This is a genomic window from Paenibacillus sp. GCM10028914, from assembly GCF_042666275.1.
In the GTDB taxonomy this organism is placed as follows: Bacteria; Bacillota; Bacilli; order Paenibacillales; family Paenibacillaceae; genus Paenibacillus_AQ.
In genome coordinates, this window is sequence record NZ_JBHTFO010000015.1 from 383,279 (window position 1) to 398,926 (window position 15,648).

Sequence of the window (15,648 nt, forward strand, 5' to 3'; positions counted from 1 at the left end):
TCACGCAGATAATATATGTTATAAATTAGTAAAATGGATACAGTATTGTTATCAAACTGAAAAGGTTCAGTTCTATAATAGCAATAGTCTTATGATATAATGACCGAAAAAGCGACATGATTACGCTTGATGATTACGAAGGAGGAGCCTGCTTGAGATTACGCAATCATTCGTATAGTCTTAGCATTGTAATGCTATTTATTCTAATAATGATTGTTGCCGCTTGTTCATCAGACTCTACACCGGCACCAGTTGAACGAACTGTCATAGACGAAGATACTGAATCCGTAGAGGATGGACAAACTTTAACCGTTGTTACGACGATTGAAGAGGCAAACAATACACCTAAGGAACAAAGTAAATATCAAATACAAACCAGACTTACAGACTTTTATATGTTTAGTGAGTCTAAGGGGATTGCTTGGGGTCTGACTAAGACATCATTAAGACTATATCTAACAGAAGACTTTGGGGAGACTTGGGTGAATATCTCTCCTTCATCGAACATTAATTTTGCAGAAAAGCTTGTATATGGCCGGGATATCTTCTTTACGGATAGGGATCATGGGTGGATCGTTCGCAATGCTCCCAATGGTAAAGAGACCATATTGTTGAATACGGTTAATGGCGGTAAGGAATGGAAGTTATCTTCTTTACCAGATGTGCATCAAGTAACTGCTTTATCCTTTGCTTCTTCCGAGCGAGGATGGGTAATGACTGCTGGAGAGACCTCCCCTGGATCCCAGGGAAAAGCTTTATTCCGGACCAATGATAATGGCGGGAAATGGACAAACATTATGCAAAATACAGATTACCCTGCGTCCCGAACTCCTGCGAATATTATCCCACGTACAGGACATTTGGTCGGAATGAATTTTGCGAACTCTTATACTGGACTAGCCGTAGTTAAAGAAACTAAAGGTCCTAAGCTATATATTACTCGCGATGGGGGGACCAAGTGGAGTGCTTCCAAGGATGTATTCCAAGATTCCAAGCTTGATAAATGTCAAAATTACATAGCTGGAACACCGCAATTTCTCGGAAGTACAAATGATGTATGGATACCTGTCAGCTGTTTCAATAAAACTACGAAATTTTTAGGATATTTCTCATCAGATAGCGGAAACACATGGAAACTAATCGAATTCCCTTTAAATCCTAAAGAAAGTAAAGGCACTTTGAGTCCTGTCTTTAGAACTCTTACTGAAGGATGGACTGTAAATGACGGGATTGTTTATCACACCAAGAATATGGGAAAAACATGGACTCCATTTCCCGCAGATCCAGATCTTACAGAACAGCTTGATGATTTCCCTATTATTTCGAAAATGCAATTTGCTTCCTCCAGTGTAGGATGGATGCTTGTAGAATCTGCTGATGGAAAACGATCCAGACTTCTGCAGAGCATCAATGGAGGCGAAACTTGGAGAGTTAGATAAAGATATCACGTTAAGACTGCGTTGCTTTCTTATTATAGGAAGTGATGCAGTTTTTTTTCAAATTCATGAATCATAGATTTAGTACGAATTACGACATCTGAGCTTTAAATGAACAATATTTAAATGATGTTCACAATATTGTGAAATAATTCACATTATAAGAGCGAATCTCATGTTATTATAAAAGTGTAAAGAAGAGCTAAAACAAATAGGAGTGATTGAGATGAGAATCGAAACTGATATGATGACTGTTAACTTGCTTCGCTTATGCTATAACTGTGATGATGCACACCTATGTGAAACTGAAGAAAAATGCAGAGCTTGCTGGGCAGAGCAAGGACTTCTCCCAACTGATGAAGATGCAGGACAACGTGAAACTAAGGAATTTCTGCAAATGATGCATGCTTAATAACATGTTAAGACGACAATTAAAGAGAATGAGTCAACTTATGACTTAAAGCTGGTTGTTTGTAGCGATACAGATACCAGCTTTTTGTTATGTTTACCCTCTTGTCCAACAACAATCGAGTTTTTTTCCAAGGGATGAGTTAAAGTTGTCTTTATCATTGCATATAATTTAATGAAGACAAAGGTTCCAGGGGATGAAGAACGTTGTATGGCGGGAGGGGGAGCGTATATGGGATCGGATTCAGTTTGGATGTTCGATTTTTTTGGCAGTGTTATGCCCGTGGTATTTGTTGTTATCCTTGGTATTATACTGCTATCTGCAGGTAAAGGTATTATGCAATGGAACCGTAATAACAGGCAGCCACTACTAACCGTAAATTCTCGTATCGTCAGCAAAAGAAGCGAGGTTACACACAGCCATCATCCAGATGACAATATGTCCAGCCGTACCCGGACTTTCTATTACCTGACCTTTGAAGTTGAGAGTGGAGATCGGATGGAATTCTCGGTAAATGGTGACGAGTTCGGCATTTGTGCAGAAGGGGATGAGGGGAGACTATCCTTCCAGGGAACACGGTATTATAAATTTGAACGTTATCCTCGTCACCATCACGAGCTTGTACGAGGTTATGAAAACCATCGGTGATTACTTTGTGTGACTTCCTCTTTGTTATATAATCATGTACAACAAGGAGGAGTCCGAATATGAAATTTCAGAATATGACGGTTATCATTACTGGCGGTTCACAGGGTATTGGCCTTGGTTTAGCTCGTGCCTATGCTGCTGAAGGTGCGAAGGTTATAATTGCAGATTATAATGAGGAAAAAGGCCGTCAAGTAGAGCAGGCACTGCTTAAAGACGGCTTTTCGATATTGTTTACAACTTGTGATGTACGTAAGGAAGACGATGTAATAAACCTTATAAAATATTCGATTGAGACGACAGGTGCCATTCACATCGTCATTAACAACGCTGGGATTTCACGCTGGAAGTCGCCATATGAATTAACGATTGATGAATGGGACGATGTACTGAACACGAACGCTCGCAGTTGTTTTTTAGTATCTCGTGAGGCCGCGAAGTATATGAAAGAAGGTGGATCCGGTGGATCCATTGTCAATATTTCTTCTACTCGATCGGTAATGTCAGAGCCTAATTCTGAAGCTTATGCTGCCTCCAAGGGGGCAATTACATCTTTAACTCATGCTCTCGCCGTAAGTTTGGGTCCTGATGGGATAAGAGTAAATTGCATTAGTCCAGGATGGATTGAGACAAAAGAGTATAGTGCACTATCTGAACGGGATCACGCCCAGCATCCTGCTGGTAGAGTAGGAAACCCTGACGATATTGCACGTGCCTGTTTTTATCTTACTGATCCTGCCAACACTTTTGTTACCGGAGCTCATCTAGTTGTCGATGGCGGGATGACACGAAAGATGATTTACGAAGAATAATTAATAAGGTTAAATATTAATATGATTAAATCATTAACGAACCGTTTAATGAACTTAATCCAGAGATTATTCTTATCAAAAATACATGTTAGAGCGACCATTCCTATTAGGGTGATCGCTCTTTTTCCGTTTTTTGCAAAAATCCAGCTGTTTATATAGTTACATAAACAATATTATGTAAACCAATTTCGTATTATAATTCTGACATATCCGATGTGTTTTTAATAATTCACAAATTCCTCATTAGCTTTGCTGTCCTGACTTTGCTATTATGAGAAAAGTTAAAAATTAAGATAATACTTATCCAACAAGGGGGACTTACCGTTGAAATCGACGAAATCCATCAAAATTCTGCTATTCGCAATGTTCCTTATTTTTATGTTTCCTAACGGATCTTGGGCACATTCAAAACTCGAATCTAGCATTCCTGCTGCCAATGCAGTGACAAAAGAATCAGTTCAGGAACTTATCTTATCCTTTAATGAAAAGATTGATCCGACTCTCAGTACACTCAGCATCACAAACGATAAGAATGAGAAGATAGACACTACCGAGGTTAAAGTGGAGGAGACGGAGCTAAAAGCGACTTTAGGAAGTCCGCTAATCTCTGGAACTTATACAGTTGAATGGAAAATCGTTGGTGGTGACGGACATCCAGTTAAAGGTAATTACACGTTTCAAGTCGAAGCACCAAATGTTGAACAAGATCAGGCTGAGGAGCCTGCCGACAATCAAGCTGATAACAATGAGGCTGGAAATGGAACAACCAATACTGATCAAGATGCACCAAGTGAAGAACCTGCAGACACTGTAGATTCTTCTACGAACGATACTACAAATGAAGAGCAGCCTCAATCTCCTGCGGTTGCCGATGAATCCGGATCTGGAAATACATTGTGGATTGCACTGATTGTGGTCTTGGCAGCAATCGGAGGGTATGTTGCCTTTAAACAATCCCGGAAAAGAAGGTAGTCAATGTATTGGATAAGTGAACCGTTCCTTTACTTGGGATATGCAATCCTAGCAGGAATAACCGTTCTTGCTTTTGCACCTGAAACGAAGAAACCGCTCATAAAGTTTCCGATATGGCTAGGTCCTGCAGCAGCTGTCGTCGTAGCTTTATGTGCCTACATCCCGATTCTCCAAATCATTATGTTCTTTAAAGATGATGTTGGATTTGCTCAATCTTTTAAAGCGGTGATGTTCTCGTTCCAAGAAGGTGAGAGGTATGCATGGGTAGCGACGTTATCGCTTCTTATGGCCGTATTGTCCGTTATCATTCACCGAAGACCTAAAGCTGTTGTACGCTGGTTAATGCCTATTAGCTTGTTAGGAATTGCTTTCTCAATGTCATCCTTTAACCATGCAGCTTCATTGTTTGGATTTAAGGGCGAATTTGCTTTTTTCGGACACTTTACAGCAATGGCGATCTGGACAGGAACACTGCTTATGGTCGGATGGTTTAATAAAGGAACAGATGGATGGAGTGCTTTTCTAAAATGGTTTCATCCTTTAGCCATCATCTCCGTTCTCATTGTGATCGGATCTGGACTGTTTCTGATGAGTGGTGTGACACCTGATCTCACGATGAGCTGGGTAGTCCCATATGGACAAGCCCTTCTTATCAAGCATATTTTAATACTCCCGCTTTTAGTATTCGGTTTTATTAATGGTTATTTGATGAAAAGAAAAATGTTACATGATCCTGGATTTAAACCCGCTACTTGGTCTAGGAATGAAGGTGTTTTATTGTGGCTGATCTATATCGTTACTGGTTATATGAATCAGCAGGCGGCACCTCATGATCTCACCTTGCCTATATCAGCGGCTGAAGGGGCTGACACATTCCGATGGTTCCACCCTGGTTTTGAGGGAAGCTCACTCAGCTTTATATGGAGCGTACCCGGTTTAATACTATTCATGATCGGAGCTGTCTTACTAACAGGTATGCTTGTTCTATTTAAACGAAATCGACGGGCGGGAGCAGTTCTCTTATGTAGCCTAGGTGCATCAGTTGCAATTTATGCTGGTATTATGCTTTCATTTCAATAATGTAATTTAACGAACAGACCCCGCTGCATGTGCAACGGGGTCTGTTGTGCTGTAAGAAAGTGTGCCTATTCCACCTTACATATTCAACATCAATCTTATTTTACGGTTTTGTTGTACGTTTCAATTTTAGATGTGATCTCTTGTGCTGCTGAGTCCAGAGCTTCCTGCGGCGTTTTCTTCCCATTGAGTACTTCTTCTATTGCTGTTTCTGTAATTTGACGAGCCTCTGGGAATACACCCATAACAGCACCTTGCGTCGCTTGATTAGGTTCTGTTTGATGGAGCTGATCAATAGCTGTCTGGAACTGAGGATATTTCGCAAGATTTTCTTTGACAATAGTCTCATCGTACGCCTTGGTGGTAACCGGGAAATACCCTGTATTTACATGCCAGTAAGCTTGTGTTTTAGGCTCAGCAAGATACTTCATGAATTCCCAAGCCCCTTGTTGCTCGGCCTCCGTTTTGTTGTTCAGTAGCCATAGACTAGCTCCACCGATAATAACGCCCCCTGCACCGCCGTCAGAAGGTTTTGGTAAGAAAGCTGTACCTACTTCAAATTTGCCTTCAGAAGCGCTCACGATGCCGCGTAGGGAGGCGGTAGAGTCAAGCATCATAGCAACTTGTCCTGCTGCAAAAGCTTTTTTCGTATCATCTGTTTTTCGGCCGAGATTGAGTAACGTTTTATTATCTAGCATTGCTTTCCACCACTCGAGTGTCTTAACTCCTGCCGCATGGTTGACTTGTGATGCTGTAGCTATCTCACTACGTCCATTACCGTTATTCAGTAGCTCAACACCCTGGTTAGCAAAAAATTGTTCAATAAACCATCCGTAAATAGCGAATGAAGCACCAGTCTGACCATCCTTGGTCAACTGTTTTGCCGCATCGGCCACTTCCTCATAGGTTTTCGGAGGATTTTCCGGATCTAAGCCAGCCGCTTTAAAGGCATCCTTGTTGTAATAAAGAATCGGGTTGGATGAATTGAATGGCATGGAATAAAGCTTATCATCGAATGTATAGTAACTTTTAATGTTCGGCTCAAGACTGGAAATGTCATATTGCTCAGCATCTATAAAGTCTTGAACAGGCTTGACGGCCTTGGTATCCATCATAAAGCGGCTGCCGATTTCATAAACCTGGATCATTGCTGGACCACTAGCAGATCCGAGAGAAGCTTTTAACTTGTTTAAACTTTCATCATACGTTCCTTGGAAGACGCCTTCAACCTGAATATCGGGATGTTCAGCGTTAAAGTCCGAGATCAGTTTATCCGCTACCGTACCAAGTTCTCCACTCATGGAATGCCACCATACGACTTTTACAGGCTCCTTAGAGATAGGAGTACTTGCACCTGCTGCCTCAGCAGTATCGGAGCTTGCACCCTGTGGTTGAGCACTATTACTTCCACAAGCAGAACTTATAAGCATAAAACAAGCGAGCAACATTAGCGTGAAAGATCTTTTTCCAATACGTTTCATGAGCGGTTAATCTCTCCCTTTAAAAATATAGTATGTAGCCAGCATTTTGCCTGGTTGCTTATTGGATTGTTGCAAAATGCTCATCTATATCAAAATTGCAGTTGCCAAGCATATTTGGCCCCGCAAGGATAATATGGATTCATCAGTCTTATCAAGGTGGTCTGTTAACCTTTGAGCGCTCCTGCAGTAATTCCACGAAGAAGTGGTTTTAGCCCAAGAGCAAGCAGCAATAGAGAAGGGAGTAGTAGAGTTAACACCCCGGCCAGAATTAAATTCCACGAGTTCATTTCCTCAAACTGAAGCATGCCAATACCGATCTGTACTGTGCGCATTTCCTCTCGATTGGTAGTCAGAAGTGGCCACAAATACATATTCCAGTTGTTAAGAAAAGAGTAAACGCCGAGCGTAGCTATTCCCGGTAAAGATAGCGGCATCACTAGCTTCAGGAACATTCTTAAATGCCCGCAGCCATCGACCCGCGCAGCCTCGAATAACTCTTTAGGAAGCTGCATGAAATATTGTCTAAGCAAAAAAGTTCCGAATGCGGTAGCAAGAAAAGGGACGATAAGTCCTGTATAGGAATCAAGCCAGTTCAGGCTTTTTACAGTTAGGTAATTCGGAATCATAATCACTTCCCATGGAACCATCATCGTGGCTAGAAACAAGCTGAATAACAGCGTTTTGCCTGGAAACCTGAGAAATGCAAAGGCATATGCCGCCAAACTGGCGGTGATTATCTGACCTACCATAATGGACACAGAAACGAACATACTGTTCCCAATGAATCTTAGGACGGGAATGGTATCTATGACTTTTACGAAATTGTCCATATTCAGAGCGGAAGGCAGTAAGGGCGGCGGATATACGGCAGATTCAGCTTCACTCATCATAGAGTTCGACAAGGTGTAAAGCAGGGGAAATGCAACAATAAGTGCACTGATAAGCAATGATAAGTAAATGAAGCTTTTGGGTAATAGCCGCATGCTCATTGATAGTGCACCTTCTTTTCTACAAATTTGAATTGGGCAAAGGTGAGGAGAAGAATGATAGCAAACAAGATGAGTGCTTGAGCACTTCCAATTCCAAAGCGAAAGTTAATGAACGCATCCTGATAAATGTTGTACACCATCACATTCGTACTATTCATTGGGCCTCCTTTAGTCAGAATATTAATTTGGCCGAAAGCCTGAAAAGCGCCTATGACAGAGACAACAAGCGTGAAGAATAGTGTAGGAGAGATCAAAGGCAGTGTAATTCTGTAAAATGTACGCAGCGGTCCTGAACCATCGATTTTGGTGCTGTCATAAATGTCGTCGGAGACACCCTGCATCCCGCTTAGCATCAAAATGTAATTAAAACCAAGATTCATCCAAATGGTCATTAATGAAACGGAGAGCATGGCCCATTTGGGATCGGTCAACCATTGTACAGGACTAATTCCAATGAGATGTAAGAAATAATTAAGTATTCAAGTATTCCTAGAGTAGGGTGATACATAATCATCCAGATCATGGAACCGGTACCTACTGATACTGCCATCGGTAACGAGAATATGAACCTGAATACCTTCATGCCTATCAGTTTGTTATGAGTTAACCCTGCAAGGAGTAAAGCTGCTGCTATACCAGCAGGCACTGTTAATGCGATGAATATTAATGTGTTTGTAAAACTTGTGTAGAATTTTTCAGAAGTGACAATTTCTTTGAAGTTAGCCATGCCGACAAATTCGGCAACCCGGCCTTGTGGATCTGTGAGAAATAAACTGAGATACACTGACTTCAGGAGCGGGTAGAACAAGAAGATGCCGAATAGCAGAAGAGAAGGTGCTAATAGCACATAAGCGAGTATTACTTCTTTGCGCCTGGTTTTTGTAATGGACGCACTTCTGGCCCCAGTGAGCAATTCTTTCTTTTTAGGTGAAGACGATCGTGGCTGCGATTGCATGGGAGAGGAGAGCGTGAATTCTTTTTCCATAAGTTAGTCATTACCTCACTTTCCAGCTTGGTCTTACGTCATTAAGTATAGAAGTGAGATATTAAAGCTGATGGCTGATTGTGTAAGATCAGTGTAATTTATAAAAATCATGTTGTAAGGAGTCACCTTACTGGGCGGATGCACATAAGATACATCGTGAAAACAAGGAAGCGAGGAGGAGGACTGTGGCCGTAATCAAGGCTAATTCATCAGACGTGGATTTGTTGGCAAGGTTGATGCGTGCTGAGGCAGAAGGTGAAGGCGATCAGGGTATGCTCATGGTCGGTAATGTCGGAGTGAACCGGATATTAGGAAACTGTATGGATTTCAAAAATATCCGCAACATGAACGACATGGTCTACCAGAGTCCGGGAGGATTTGAAGCTACCCAGAAAGGCTACTTTTATCAGAGAGCTAGGGAACGGGATCGAAGGCTCGCTCAGCGTGCTATCAATGGTGAACGGACCTGGCCTGCCAACAATGCATTGTGGTTTTTCCGGCCGGAGGGAGATTGCCCACCGACCTGGTACGACCAAGCGAATACGGGACGTTATAAAGCGCACTGCTTTTTTGCGCCTACTTATGAAGATTGTCCGAGTGTATACTAATCGTCTTTTTTGCATATTAAAGGAGGAAATTACTTATGTTTAATAATGGATTCACACCTGGGAACTTTACGATTGGAAATGGATATCCAGGTATCCAGCAACAACAAGGATTTCAGCAAGGATTCCAACAAGGGGGTCAGCAAGGAGCTCAGCAACAAAACCGTGGCGCTGGATATACAGGTAATGTTCCTCCACAGATGCCGAGCGGTGCTGCAATGACTCCGGGCGGTAAAGTCGTTCCTGCACCTCCACAGTTTGAGCAATCCTATGTTGAGAATATTTTGCGTTTGAATCTCGGAAAACAAGCAACATTTTATATGACTTATGAGAACAACTCCCAGTGGAATGCAAAGATCTTTACAGGTGTTATAGAAGCAGCTGGACGCGATCATATTGTCATCAGTGAACCTCAAACCGGCCGTAGAATCATTCTGCTTATGGTGAATCTTGACTATGTTGTGTTTAATGAGCCTCTGCATTATCAATATCCGGGCGTGATCGGCAATCCGCCGCCAACGGCAAGATAATTAGTAATGTACAGACGAAATGAAAAGCCGTACATCTCATTGAGACGTGCGGCTTTTGATTATGCAATTATTATTTTTTCACTTGTTCTTTAACTGGATCTAACTGGAGTGCGGTCATGATTTTTCGGAATACTTCCGTATTATCCATATATCCATTAAAGAGAGACGACCCAGGACCTGATGCATTGATCGGTACATCATCGAAGGTATGGACTTCCTGCCCCTCGTCATGAGGTAGGTTACCATTATAATGGACTCCATCTGGGTCCTTATCGGGATTAGCGATATACCATGATTTATCCGTTACTGTAGGATCTTGAATGGTCGGACTGATTGGTTTCGGATTCGTCAGATAATTATCATTGTAATCTGGATGATTCCCCCACCCAATAGCAAGCTTCCAATCAGTATCCGGTTTGTCTGGAAAACCGTCTCCATCAGCATCTACATAGGTTGGGAATTTTGAATCCGCATAGGTACCAATAAGCTCACGTAGTTCATCCCCTGATTTGCCCGAAGCATCTTTCACGGAGAAAGTACCGTTTAGTGTCATCGAGTGTCCGTGATCGGCTGTTACGATAACGAGTGTGTCAGGGTGTTTAAGCACATAATCCTTTACAAGTCCTACGGTCTGGTCAAATTCAATGGTATCCCATAAGACTCGTTCCATATCCATGGTATGGGCTTGTTTATCGATTGAAGCACTTTCAACCATGAGGAAAAATCCGTTTTGATTGTTATCCAGAACATTTAGTGCTTTAGACGTCATTTCCATTAGTGTAGGCTGATCTTTATAGTCTCCAACGATGTCAGGATTGTTTGGTTGTGTATACTCCCGATCAAAATAGACATTCATATTCCCAGGTCGAAACAAACCTAGGAGTTTCCCGTTCGCTGAAGCCTGGTTGAGCTCAGAAGCATTCGTGACGTAGGAGTAGCCTTCTTTTTTATAGGTATCAATCAGATTGATCTGATCTTTCCGTTTGCCACCGTCTGAAGCGGGGAGGAACCATTCTCTTCCGCCACCAAGCAGCACATCAGGACGGTGTATTGGATCTAAATAGGATTTAGCAATAAACTCAGACTCATAACGGGAGCGAGTGTGGTTTGCCATAGCCGCTGGCGTTGCATCTGTTATGTCCGCTGTAGTTACAAGGCCTGTTGACATACCTCGTGTTCTTTTTAATAATTCAATAATGTTCTCCACTTTGGGATCATCAAACGGATCAGGAGTATTATTCGGATAAACACCTTCAGCATTGACTGCTGTTTTATGTCCTGTGGCATAAGCAGATGCACTGTTAGCAGAATCTGTGACGATCGAGTCCATGCCTGATGTGGTAACCATACCGAGTGACTCCATTTTCTCCATCTCCAGCCAGCCATTGAACTTGCCCTGCTGCATACCTTTGGATACGACGCGAGCTGCTGTTCTAATGTTCGCACTCATCCCGTCTCCGACCATTAGAATTACATTCTTTGCTTTCTTCCCGTCCCCAATAGCTTGATAGACGTTATAATTGACGGTGGTCGAAATGGTCTTTCCTTTATGTTTGCTTAAAGCTTGAATCGTGATTTGTCCAGGTGTGTTAAACGAAATATCCCTTATTGTATATTCCGAACGATCTTTTGTTGTGTGCGTTATTGCAGGTTTTTTGCCGAAGTATAATGAAGCATCCTTACCGTTAACGAGTACCTGTAATGTTTCTGTTGATGAAAGACCCGTAACTTCTACTTGAAAGTCTAGTTTCTGTCCAGCTAATATCGCTGCTCCGTCAATAGGTAAAATCGTAATGACAGGTGCAGTGGAGACTTCCTGATTTACACTTACTCCTTCTGCAAAAGCAAGGCTGGGCGATGTTCCTCCCAAGGCAGTTACAAGCGTAAGCAGAAGAGCAGTCATGCGAGTTGAACGGTTCTTCATTATACCAAATCCTCCTCATTATAGTACTTCTTGATCTATTATGAATGGAGAGCATTAAGAGAGCATCAAATTGGTGTAAATGAGTGTTAAATGGTGATAAACATAAAAACAGCATGTAACATCGCAGTTTTATGTCATAAGAGCGAGTTTGACTGTGTATCGTATAACTATATAATTACTTATATAGGTTGTTTACGTTTAATCAGATGAGGAGATGAGACCATTGGGAAGTTGACGCGTGTTGTGAATACGTTGTTGTGCATAATGGCTCCACACATTTTTAATAACCGAAGGAGGTGTTCCTATTCGTCTTAGCAATTGATAAGGCGGGTAGGAGATCGATTGAGCGACCCTTTACCGAGTTGGTTAGGAATATCCTTGGTATTGCTTTTAGTATTACTTAACGGTTTTTTTGTATCTGCAGAATTAGCTTTTGTAAAAGTTAGAGGAAGCCGGATTGATAATCTTGTTGAAGAAGGAAACAAGAATGCAAGAATTGGACAGAAGATTTTACGTAATCTAGATGATTACTTGTCCGCTTGCCAGTTAGGTATTACGGTTTCATCTATTTTACTTGGATGGATCGGAGAACGTGCGATTGCGTGGATGATAGCTCCATGGTTTCAGTCATTAGGGCTTGGAGATACTTTAATGCATGTCGTGGCTACTGTGATTGCATTTACGTTAATTGCTGTGATGCATATGGTCTTTGGAGAACTTGCTCCGAAGACGGTAGCTGTTCGAAAGGCAGAGTCGATTATGCTTTTAACAGCTAGACCGATGTATGTCTTTTATAAAATAATGTATCCAATCATATGGTTGGTAAACCGTTTATCAAGCGGTCTGCTGCGGTTATTCCGGATGACACCAGTCATTGAAAGAGGGAATGCCCATACTGAGGAAGAGATTCGCGATCTGATGAAGGAGAGCAGCGAGATTGGATTGATTAACAATACGGAACTAACCTTAGTTGATAATATTTTTGAGTTTGCAGATACAACAGCAAGAGAAATCATGATTCCACGAACGGATATGATTTGTCTGTATACAAATTTGTCTGTAGACAAAAATCTCGATATTGCGCTTGAAGGCATGAGAACCCGCTATCCGATCTGTGAAGAAGATAAAGATCACATTATTGGCTTCATTCATATTAAAGATCTGATGCGAGGTCATGTTCATGATCAACTGTCATTGATTCGTCCGATTATCGCGGTTCCTGAATCGATCCAGATCAGTGAACTGCTAAAAAGAATGCAGCGAAGCAAGACACAAATCGCTATTCTGATCGATGAATACGGCGGAACGTCCGGACTCGTTACACTGGAAGACATCATGGAGGAAATCGTTGGTGAAATCCAGGATGAGTTCGATGAGGAACGGCAAGGTATTGAAATTGTGTCCGAAGATGAGTATTCGATTGACGGTTTGATGTTGATTGATGAAATCAATGATCAATTTGGTCTGGACGTAGAAACAGAGGATTATGATACGATTGGCGGATGGTTTTCTTCCCGTTTGGAAGCCATTCTTCCGCACAAAGGTCAATCCTATTCTTATGGCGAATACTTGTTCATCGTAGAAGAAACAGAGAATAAGAGAATATCTCGCATACGTCTGATAAGACAACATGCATTACAAGCGGAAGCTGGCGCCTAATAAGTGTCAGTTCAGAAAGACAGTGGCTTTAAGCCACTGTCTTTTTATGTTACTTATTTGGGTTCTCTTTCGCTTCACATGATTTTACATGACAGAAAATGATGAAATAATTGTAAATATTTAGGTTATTCATAATGTTAAAATGTGGGTGCTTAATAAAATAATGAGAAAAAAGGTGAAAATTATGTCAAAGACGAATAAACGTTTTCGAGTTATTACTGCATTCTCAGCCACGTTGTTGTTAAGTTTAGCGATTGCAGGAGGGGCATCCGCTGACACATCCACAACGGATAGGGAGCCTGGTGCAAAGACAACTCCGCCGCCAATTGAATTGAATTTGAACTCCGTAAGTCCAATGAGTACTTATTTATCGAATGCATCATCTTCAATAAAGAAGACGACTACTAGCATGCAATTAACAGCTACTACATACGCAAATCAATCGATGGACCTCATTGGTGTTTATTTTCAATTTCAACGTTGGACAGGTTCTACTTGGATTGATATCGATATAATTGATGGGTCTACCTCTAATGCTAGTACTTATTCTTCAACTAAGAGTTTCAGCGCTTCTGATGGATATTATTATCGCGGTAAAACTCTACACTATGTTCGTAAAGGTTCAACCTATGAAGAACAAACCTTGTTTACTCAATCTCTCTTAATGGGTCAATAATTGGATTAATAAAACAAATGGTGTACCCGATGGGGTACACCATTTGTTTATTTTAAGCTATTTGCAATCTTTAACAGTTCATTTTTGCTAATATCTTCTCCAAAAATCTGAATTAACACATTATTATGTGTAAATTGCAGGGTATGGGTCTTACTGAAAATTTCTGAATAAATCGCTTCTGTACCTGATTTCAAGTGAAGAGTTTTTGAATCGGGAGAACCGACGGTACTTACTGCGATATCACCTTCTAAATCGATATATAAAATGTTGAGAAGCTTGCTATCAGACGATATATATTGAACGGTCATTTGATCAATCGGTGCTTTATCATCCTTAGGAGCTACTATGACATCATTATACTGATAATTATTCGGGAGGTATGCGAATTCTGGGTATGGAAATGTTAACTTGGATTTCACTTCTTCTAAAGTAAAATCGTAATCCCCAGAGGAGCTACTCCATAGCAATTTCTCACCTAGATTACCTACTTCTTCTGCATCATCAATAGGGGGACTAGTCTTTGCTACTGTTCCCGATGATGGGGTCTTCTTACCAGATATAATGGTTACAAATCCGTCGCCCCATTCCTTGATCTGCTGATAGATAGGAGAGACCGCTTGAGTAACCGCTGGTGGTGAGAATATAATGGCGCCCATTGCCATAGATGCAGCAATGACGGCGGCGAGTTGAAATCTACGTCTGCTTTGTTTCCGCTTGTTCTTCAATGCGAGTTGCTGCTTGACTTGTAGCCAGGAGTTACGTTTGGTGTCATTACTAACTGGTGAAGGGGTGTTTGCAGCGCGCTCAAAAGCTTGATCAAAAACTTCATTAAACCAATCATCATATTTTTCGTTGTTCATCCAAAACACCCCACTCCTTATAAAGCATTTTTTTTACGGATTCCCTGGCACGAAATAGTCGCTGTTTGACAATTTCTTCTCTGGTGTCCAGTAGATCGGCGATTTCCCTGTAAGATAACCCGTGTTTCCAACGATATTCAATGAGTACTCGATATTCAGGCTTTAACTGATCTAAATAATGTATGATTGATTCTTCCATCATTTTAGATTCAACTTGATGTTCAACATTAGTGGAAGAAGCATCCATTTGCTCTTCACTTATAAAAACACGATCAACATCCATTTGGTTACGGTATTTTTTATTTTTTCTCAAATAATTCATTGTTGTATTTTTAGATACCACACGTAACCATGCTTTTAATTTATTTTCATTATCAAAAAGAGGCTTATTTGTTATTACTTTTATGAATGATTCTTGAATGATGTCCTCAACAGCAGCGTGGTCTCGGAGTACATACATAATTTGTCCATAGACCAAATCATAAAATTCGTAGTAAACCTCCTCTTGAAGAGGCTCACTTATTTCACTAAAATCTGCTGCAAGGAGTAGTTGCAGTCGGTTAGACACGCGATTATCTCCTTCCCCGG

Annotated in this window: 15 protein-coding genes and 1 pseudogene; 10 read left to right on the forward strand and 6 right to left on the reverse strand. The window is 41.2% G+C overall.

The genetic code is table 11. The features are described from left to right. Positions 1-152 precede the first annotated feature (152 nt). The 6 genes from ACFQV5_RS15185 to ACFQV5_RS15210 all read left to right on the forward strand — a co-directional run bounded on the left by ACFQV5_RS15185 (position 153) and on the right by ACFQV5_RS15210 (position 5,354). Positions 153-1,439, forward strand: coding sequence for a WD40/YVTN/BNR-like repeat-containing protein (locus tag ACFQV5_RS15185; RefSeq protein WP_379248185.1), 1,287 nt, complete (start codon positions 153-155; stop codon positions 1,437-1,439). A gap of 223 nt (positions 1,440-1,662) precedes the next feature. Further along, on the forward strand, positions 1,663-1,848 hold the full coding sequence (locus ACFQV5_RS15190; protein ID WP_379248186.1) for a hypothetical protein: 186 nt from the start codon (positions 1,663-1,665) through the stop codon (positions 1,846-1,848). A gap of 228 nt (positions 1,849-2,076) precedes the next feature. After that, a complete protein-coding gene (locus tag ACFQV5_RS15195; protein ID WP_379248284.1) occupies positions 2,077-2,493 on the forward strand; it encodes a DUF2500 domain-containing protein in 417 nt (138 codons plus the stop codon). A 59-nt stretch (positions 2,494-2,552) separates the two neighbouring features. Then, positions 2,553-3,302: an SDR family NAD(P)-dependent oxidoreductase gene (locus tag ACFQV5_RS15200; RefSeq protein WP_379248187.1), complete on the forward strand. Its 750-nt coding sequence runs from the start codon at positions 2,553-2,555 to the stop codon at positions 3,300-3,302. Between the two features lie 324 nt (positions 3,303-3,626). Then, positions 3,627-4,274 (forward strand): copper resistance CopC family protein, encoded by a 648-nt coding sequence (locus tag ACFQV5_RS15205; RefSeq protein ID WP_379248188.1) that lies wholly within the window; start codon positions 3,627-3,629, stop codon positions 4,272-4,274. A 3-nt stretch (positions 4,275-4,277) separates the two neighbouring features. After that, a complete protein-coding gene (locus tag ACFQV5_RS15210) occupies positions 4,278-5,354 on the forward strand; it encodes a copper resistance D family protein (RefSeq protein WP_379248189.1) in 1,077 nt (358 codons plus the stop codon). A 95-nt stretch (positions 5,355-5,449) separates the two neighbouring features. Here ACFQV5_RS15210 and ACFQV5_RS15215 read toward each other — a convergent pair whose 3' ends face one another. From ACFQV5_RS15215 to ACFQV5_RS15225, 3 genes and pseudogenes are all read right to left on the reverse strand, one after another. Continuing rightward, a complete protein-coding gene (locus tag ACFQV5_RS15215; protein ID WP_379248190.1) occupies positions 5,450-6,832 on the reverse strand; it encodes an ABC transporter substrate-binding protein in 1,383 nt (460 codons plus the stop codon). A 164-nt stretch (positions 6,833-6,996) separates the two neighbouring features. Beyond that, complete coding sequence (locus ACFQV5_RS15220; protein WP_379248191.1) at positions 6,997-7,821, reverse strand: carbohydrate ABC transporter permease; 825 nt, start codon at positions 7,819-7,821, stop codon at positions 6,997-6,999. Then, positions 7,818-8,806 (reverse strand): annotated as a pseudogene (locus tag ACFQV5_RS15225) (carbohydrate ABC transporter permease). The gene ACFQV5_RS15220 and the pseudogene ACFQV5_RS15225 overlap by 4 nt, the downstream one beginning before the upstream one ends. A gap of 185 nt (positions 8,807-8,991) precedes the next feature. Here ACFQV5_RS15225 and ACFQV5_RS15230 point away from each other — a divergent pair. Both ACFQV5_RS15230 and gerQ read left to right on the forward strand, forming a co-directional pair. Next, a complete protein-coding gene (locus tag ACFQV5_RS15230) occupies positions 8,992-9,414 on the forward strand; it encodes a cell wall hydrolase (protein ID WP_379248192.1) in 423 nt (140 codons plus the stop codon). 35 nt (positions 9,415-9,449) lie between these two features. Beyond that, the gene (gene gerQ / locus ACFQV5_RS15235) at positions 9,450-9,941 is read left to right on the forward strand and encodes a spore coat protein GerQ (protein ID WP_379248193.1); all 492 of its coding nucleotides are present in this window, start codon (positions 9,450-9,452) and stop codon (positions 9,939-9,941) included. A gap of 70 nt (positions 9,942-10,011) precedes the next feature. Here the strand turns inward: gerQ and ACFQV5_RS15240 are convergent, their stop codons facing one another. After that, positions 10,012-11,865: an alkaline phosphatase gene (locus ACFQV5_RS15240; protein WP_379248194.1), complete on the reverse strand. Its 1,854-nt coding sequence runs from the start codon at positions 11,863-11,865 to the stop codon at positions 10,012-10,014. A gap of 342 nt (positions 11,866-12,207) precedes the next feature. On the opposite strand from ACFQV5_RS15240, the gene ACFQV5_RS15245 reads away from it, so the two are divergent. Together ACFQV5_RS15245 and ACFQV5_RS15250 are read left to right on the forward strand one after the other, a co-directional pair. Then, positions 12,208-13,524, forward strand: a complete 1,317-nt coding sequence (locus tag ACFQV5_RS15245; RefSeq protein WP_379248195.1) for a hemolysin family protein — start codon at positions 12,208-12,210, stop codon at positions 13,522-13,524. Positions 13,525-13,708: 184 nt separating this feature from the next. Then, positions 13,709-14,200, forward strand: a complete 492-nt coding sequence (locus tag ACFQV5_RS15250; protein ID WP_379248196.1) for a hypothetical protein — start codon at positions 13,709-13,711, stop codon at positions 14,198-14,200. A gap of 47 nt (positions 14,201-14,247) precedes the next feature. On the opposite strand, the gene ACFQV5_RS15255 is transcribed toward ACFQV5_RS15250, so the two are convergent. Both ACFQV5_RS15255 and ACFQV5_RS15260 read right to left on the reverse strand, forming a co-directional pair. Next, positions 14,248-15,060: a DUF4367 domain-containing protein gene (locus tag ACFQV5_RS15255; protein ID WP_379248197.1), complete on the reverse strand. Its 813-nt coding sequence runs from the start codon at positions 15,058-15,060 to the stop codon at positions 14,248-14,250. Beyond that, positions 15,041-15,628, reverse strand: a complete 588-nt coding sequence (locus ACFQV5_RS15260; RefSeq protein WP_379248198.1) for an RNA polymerase sigma factor — start codon at positions 15,626-15,628, stop codon at positions 15,041-15,043. The genes ACFQV5_RS15255 and ACFQV5_RS15260 overlap by 20 nt, the downstream gene beginning before the upstream one ends. Positions 15,629-15,648: the final 20 nt, after the last annotated feature.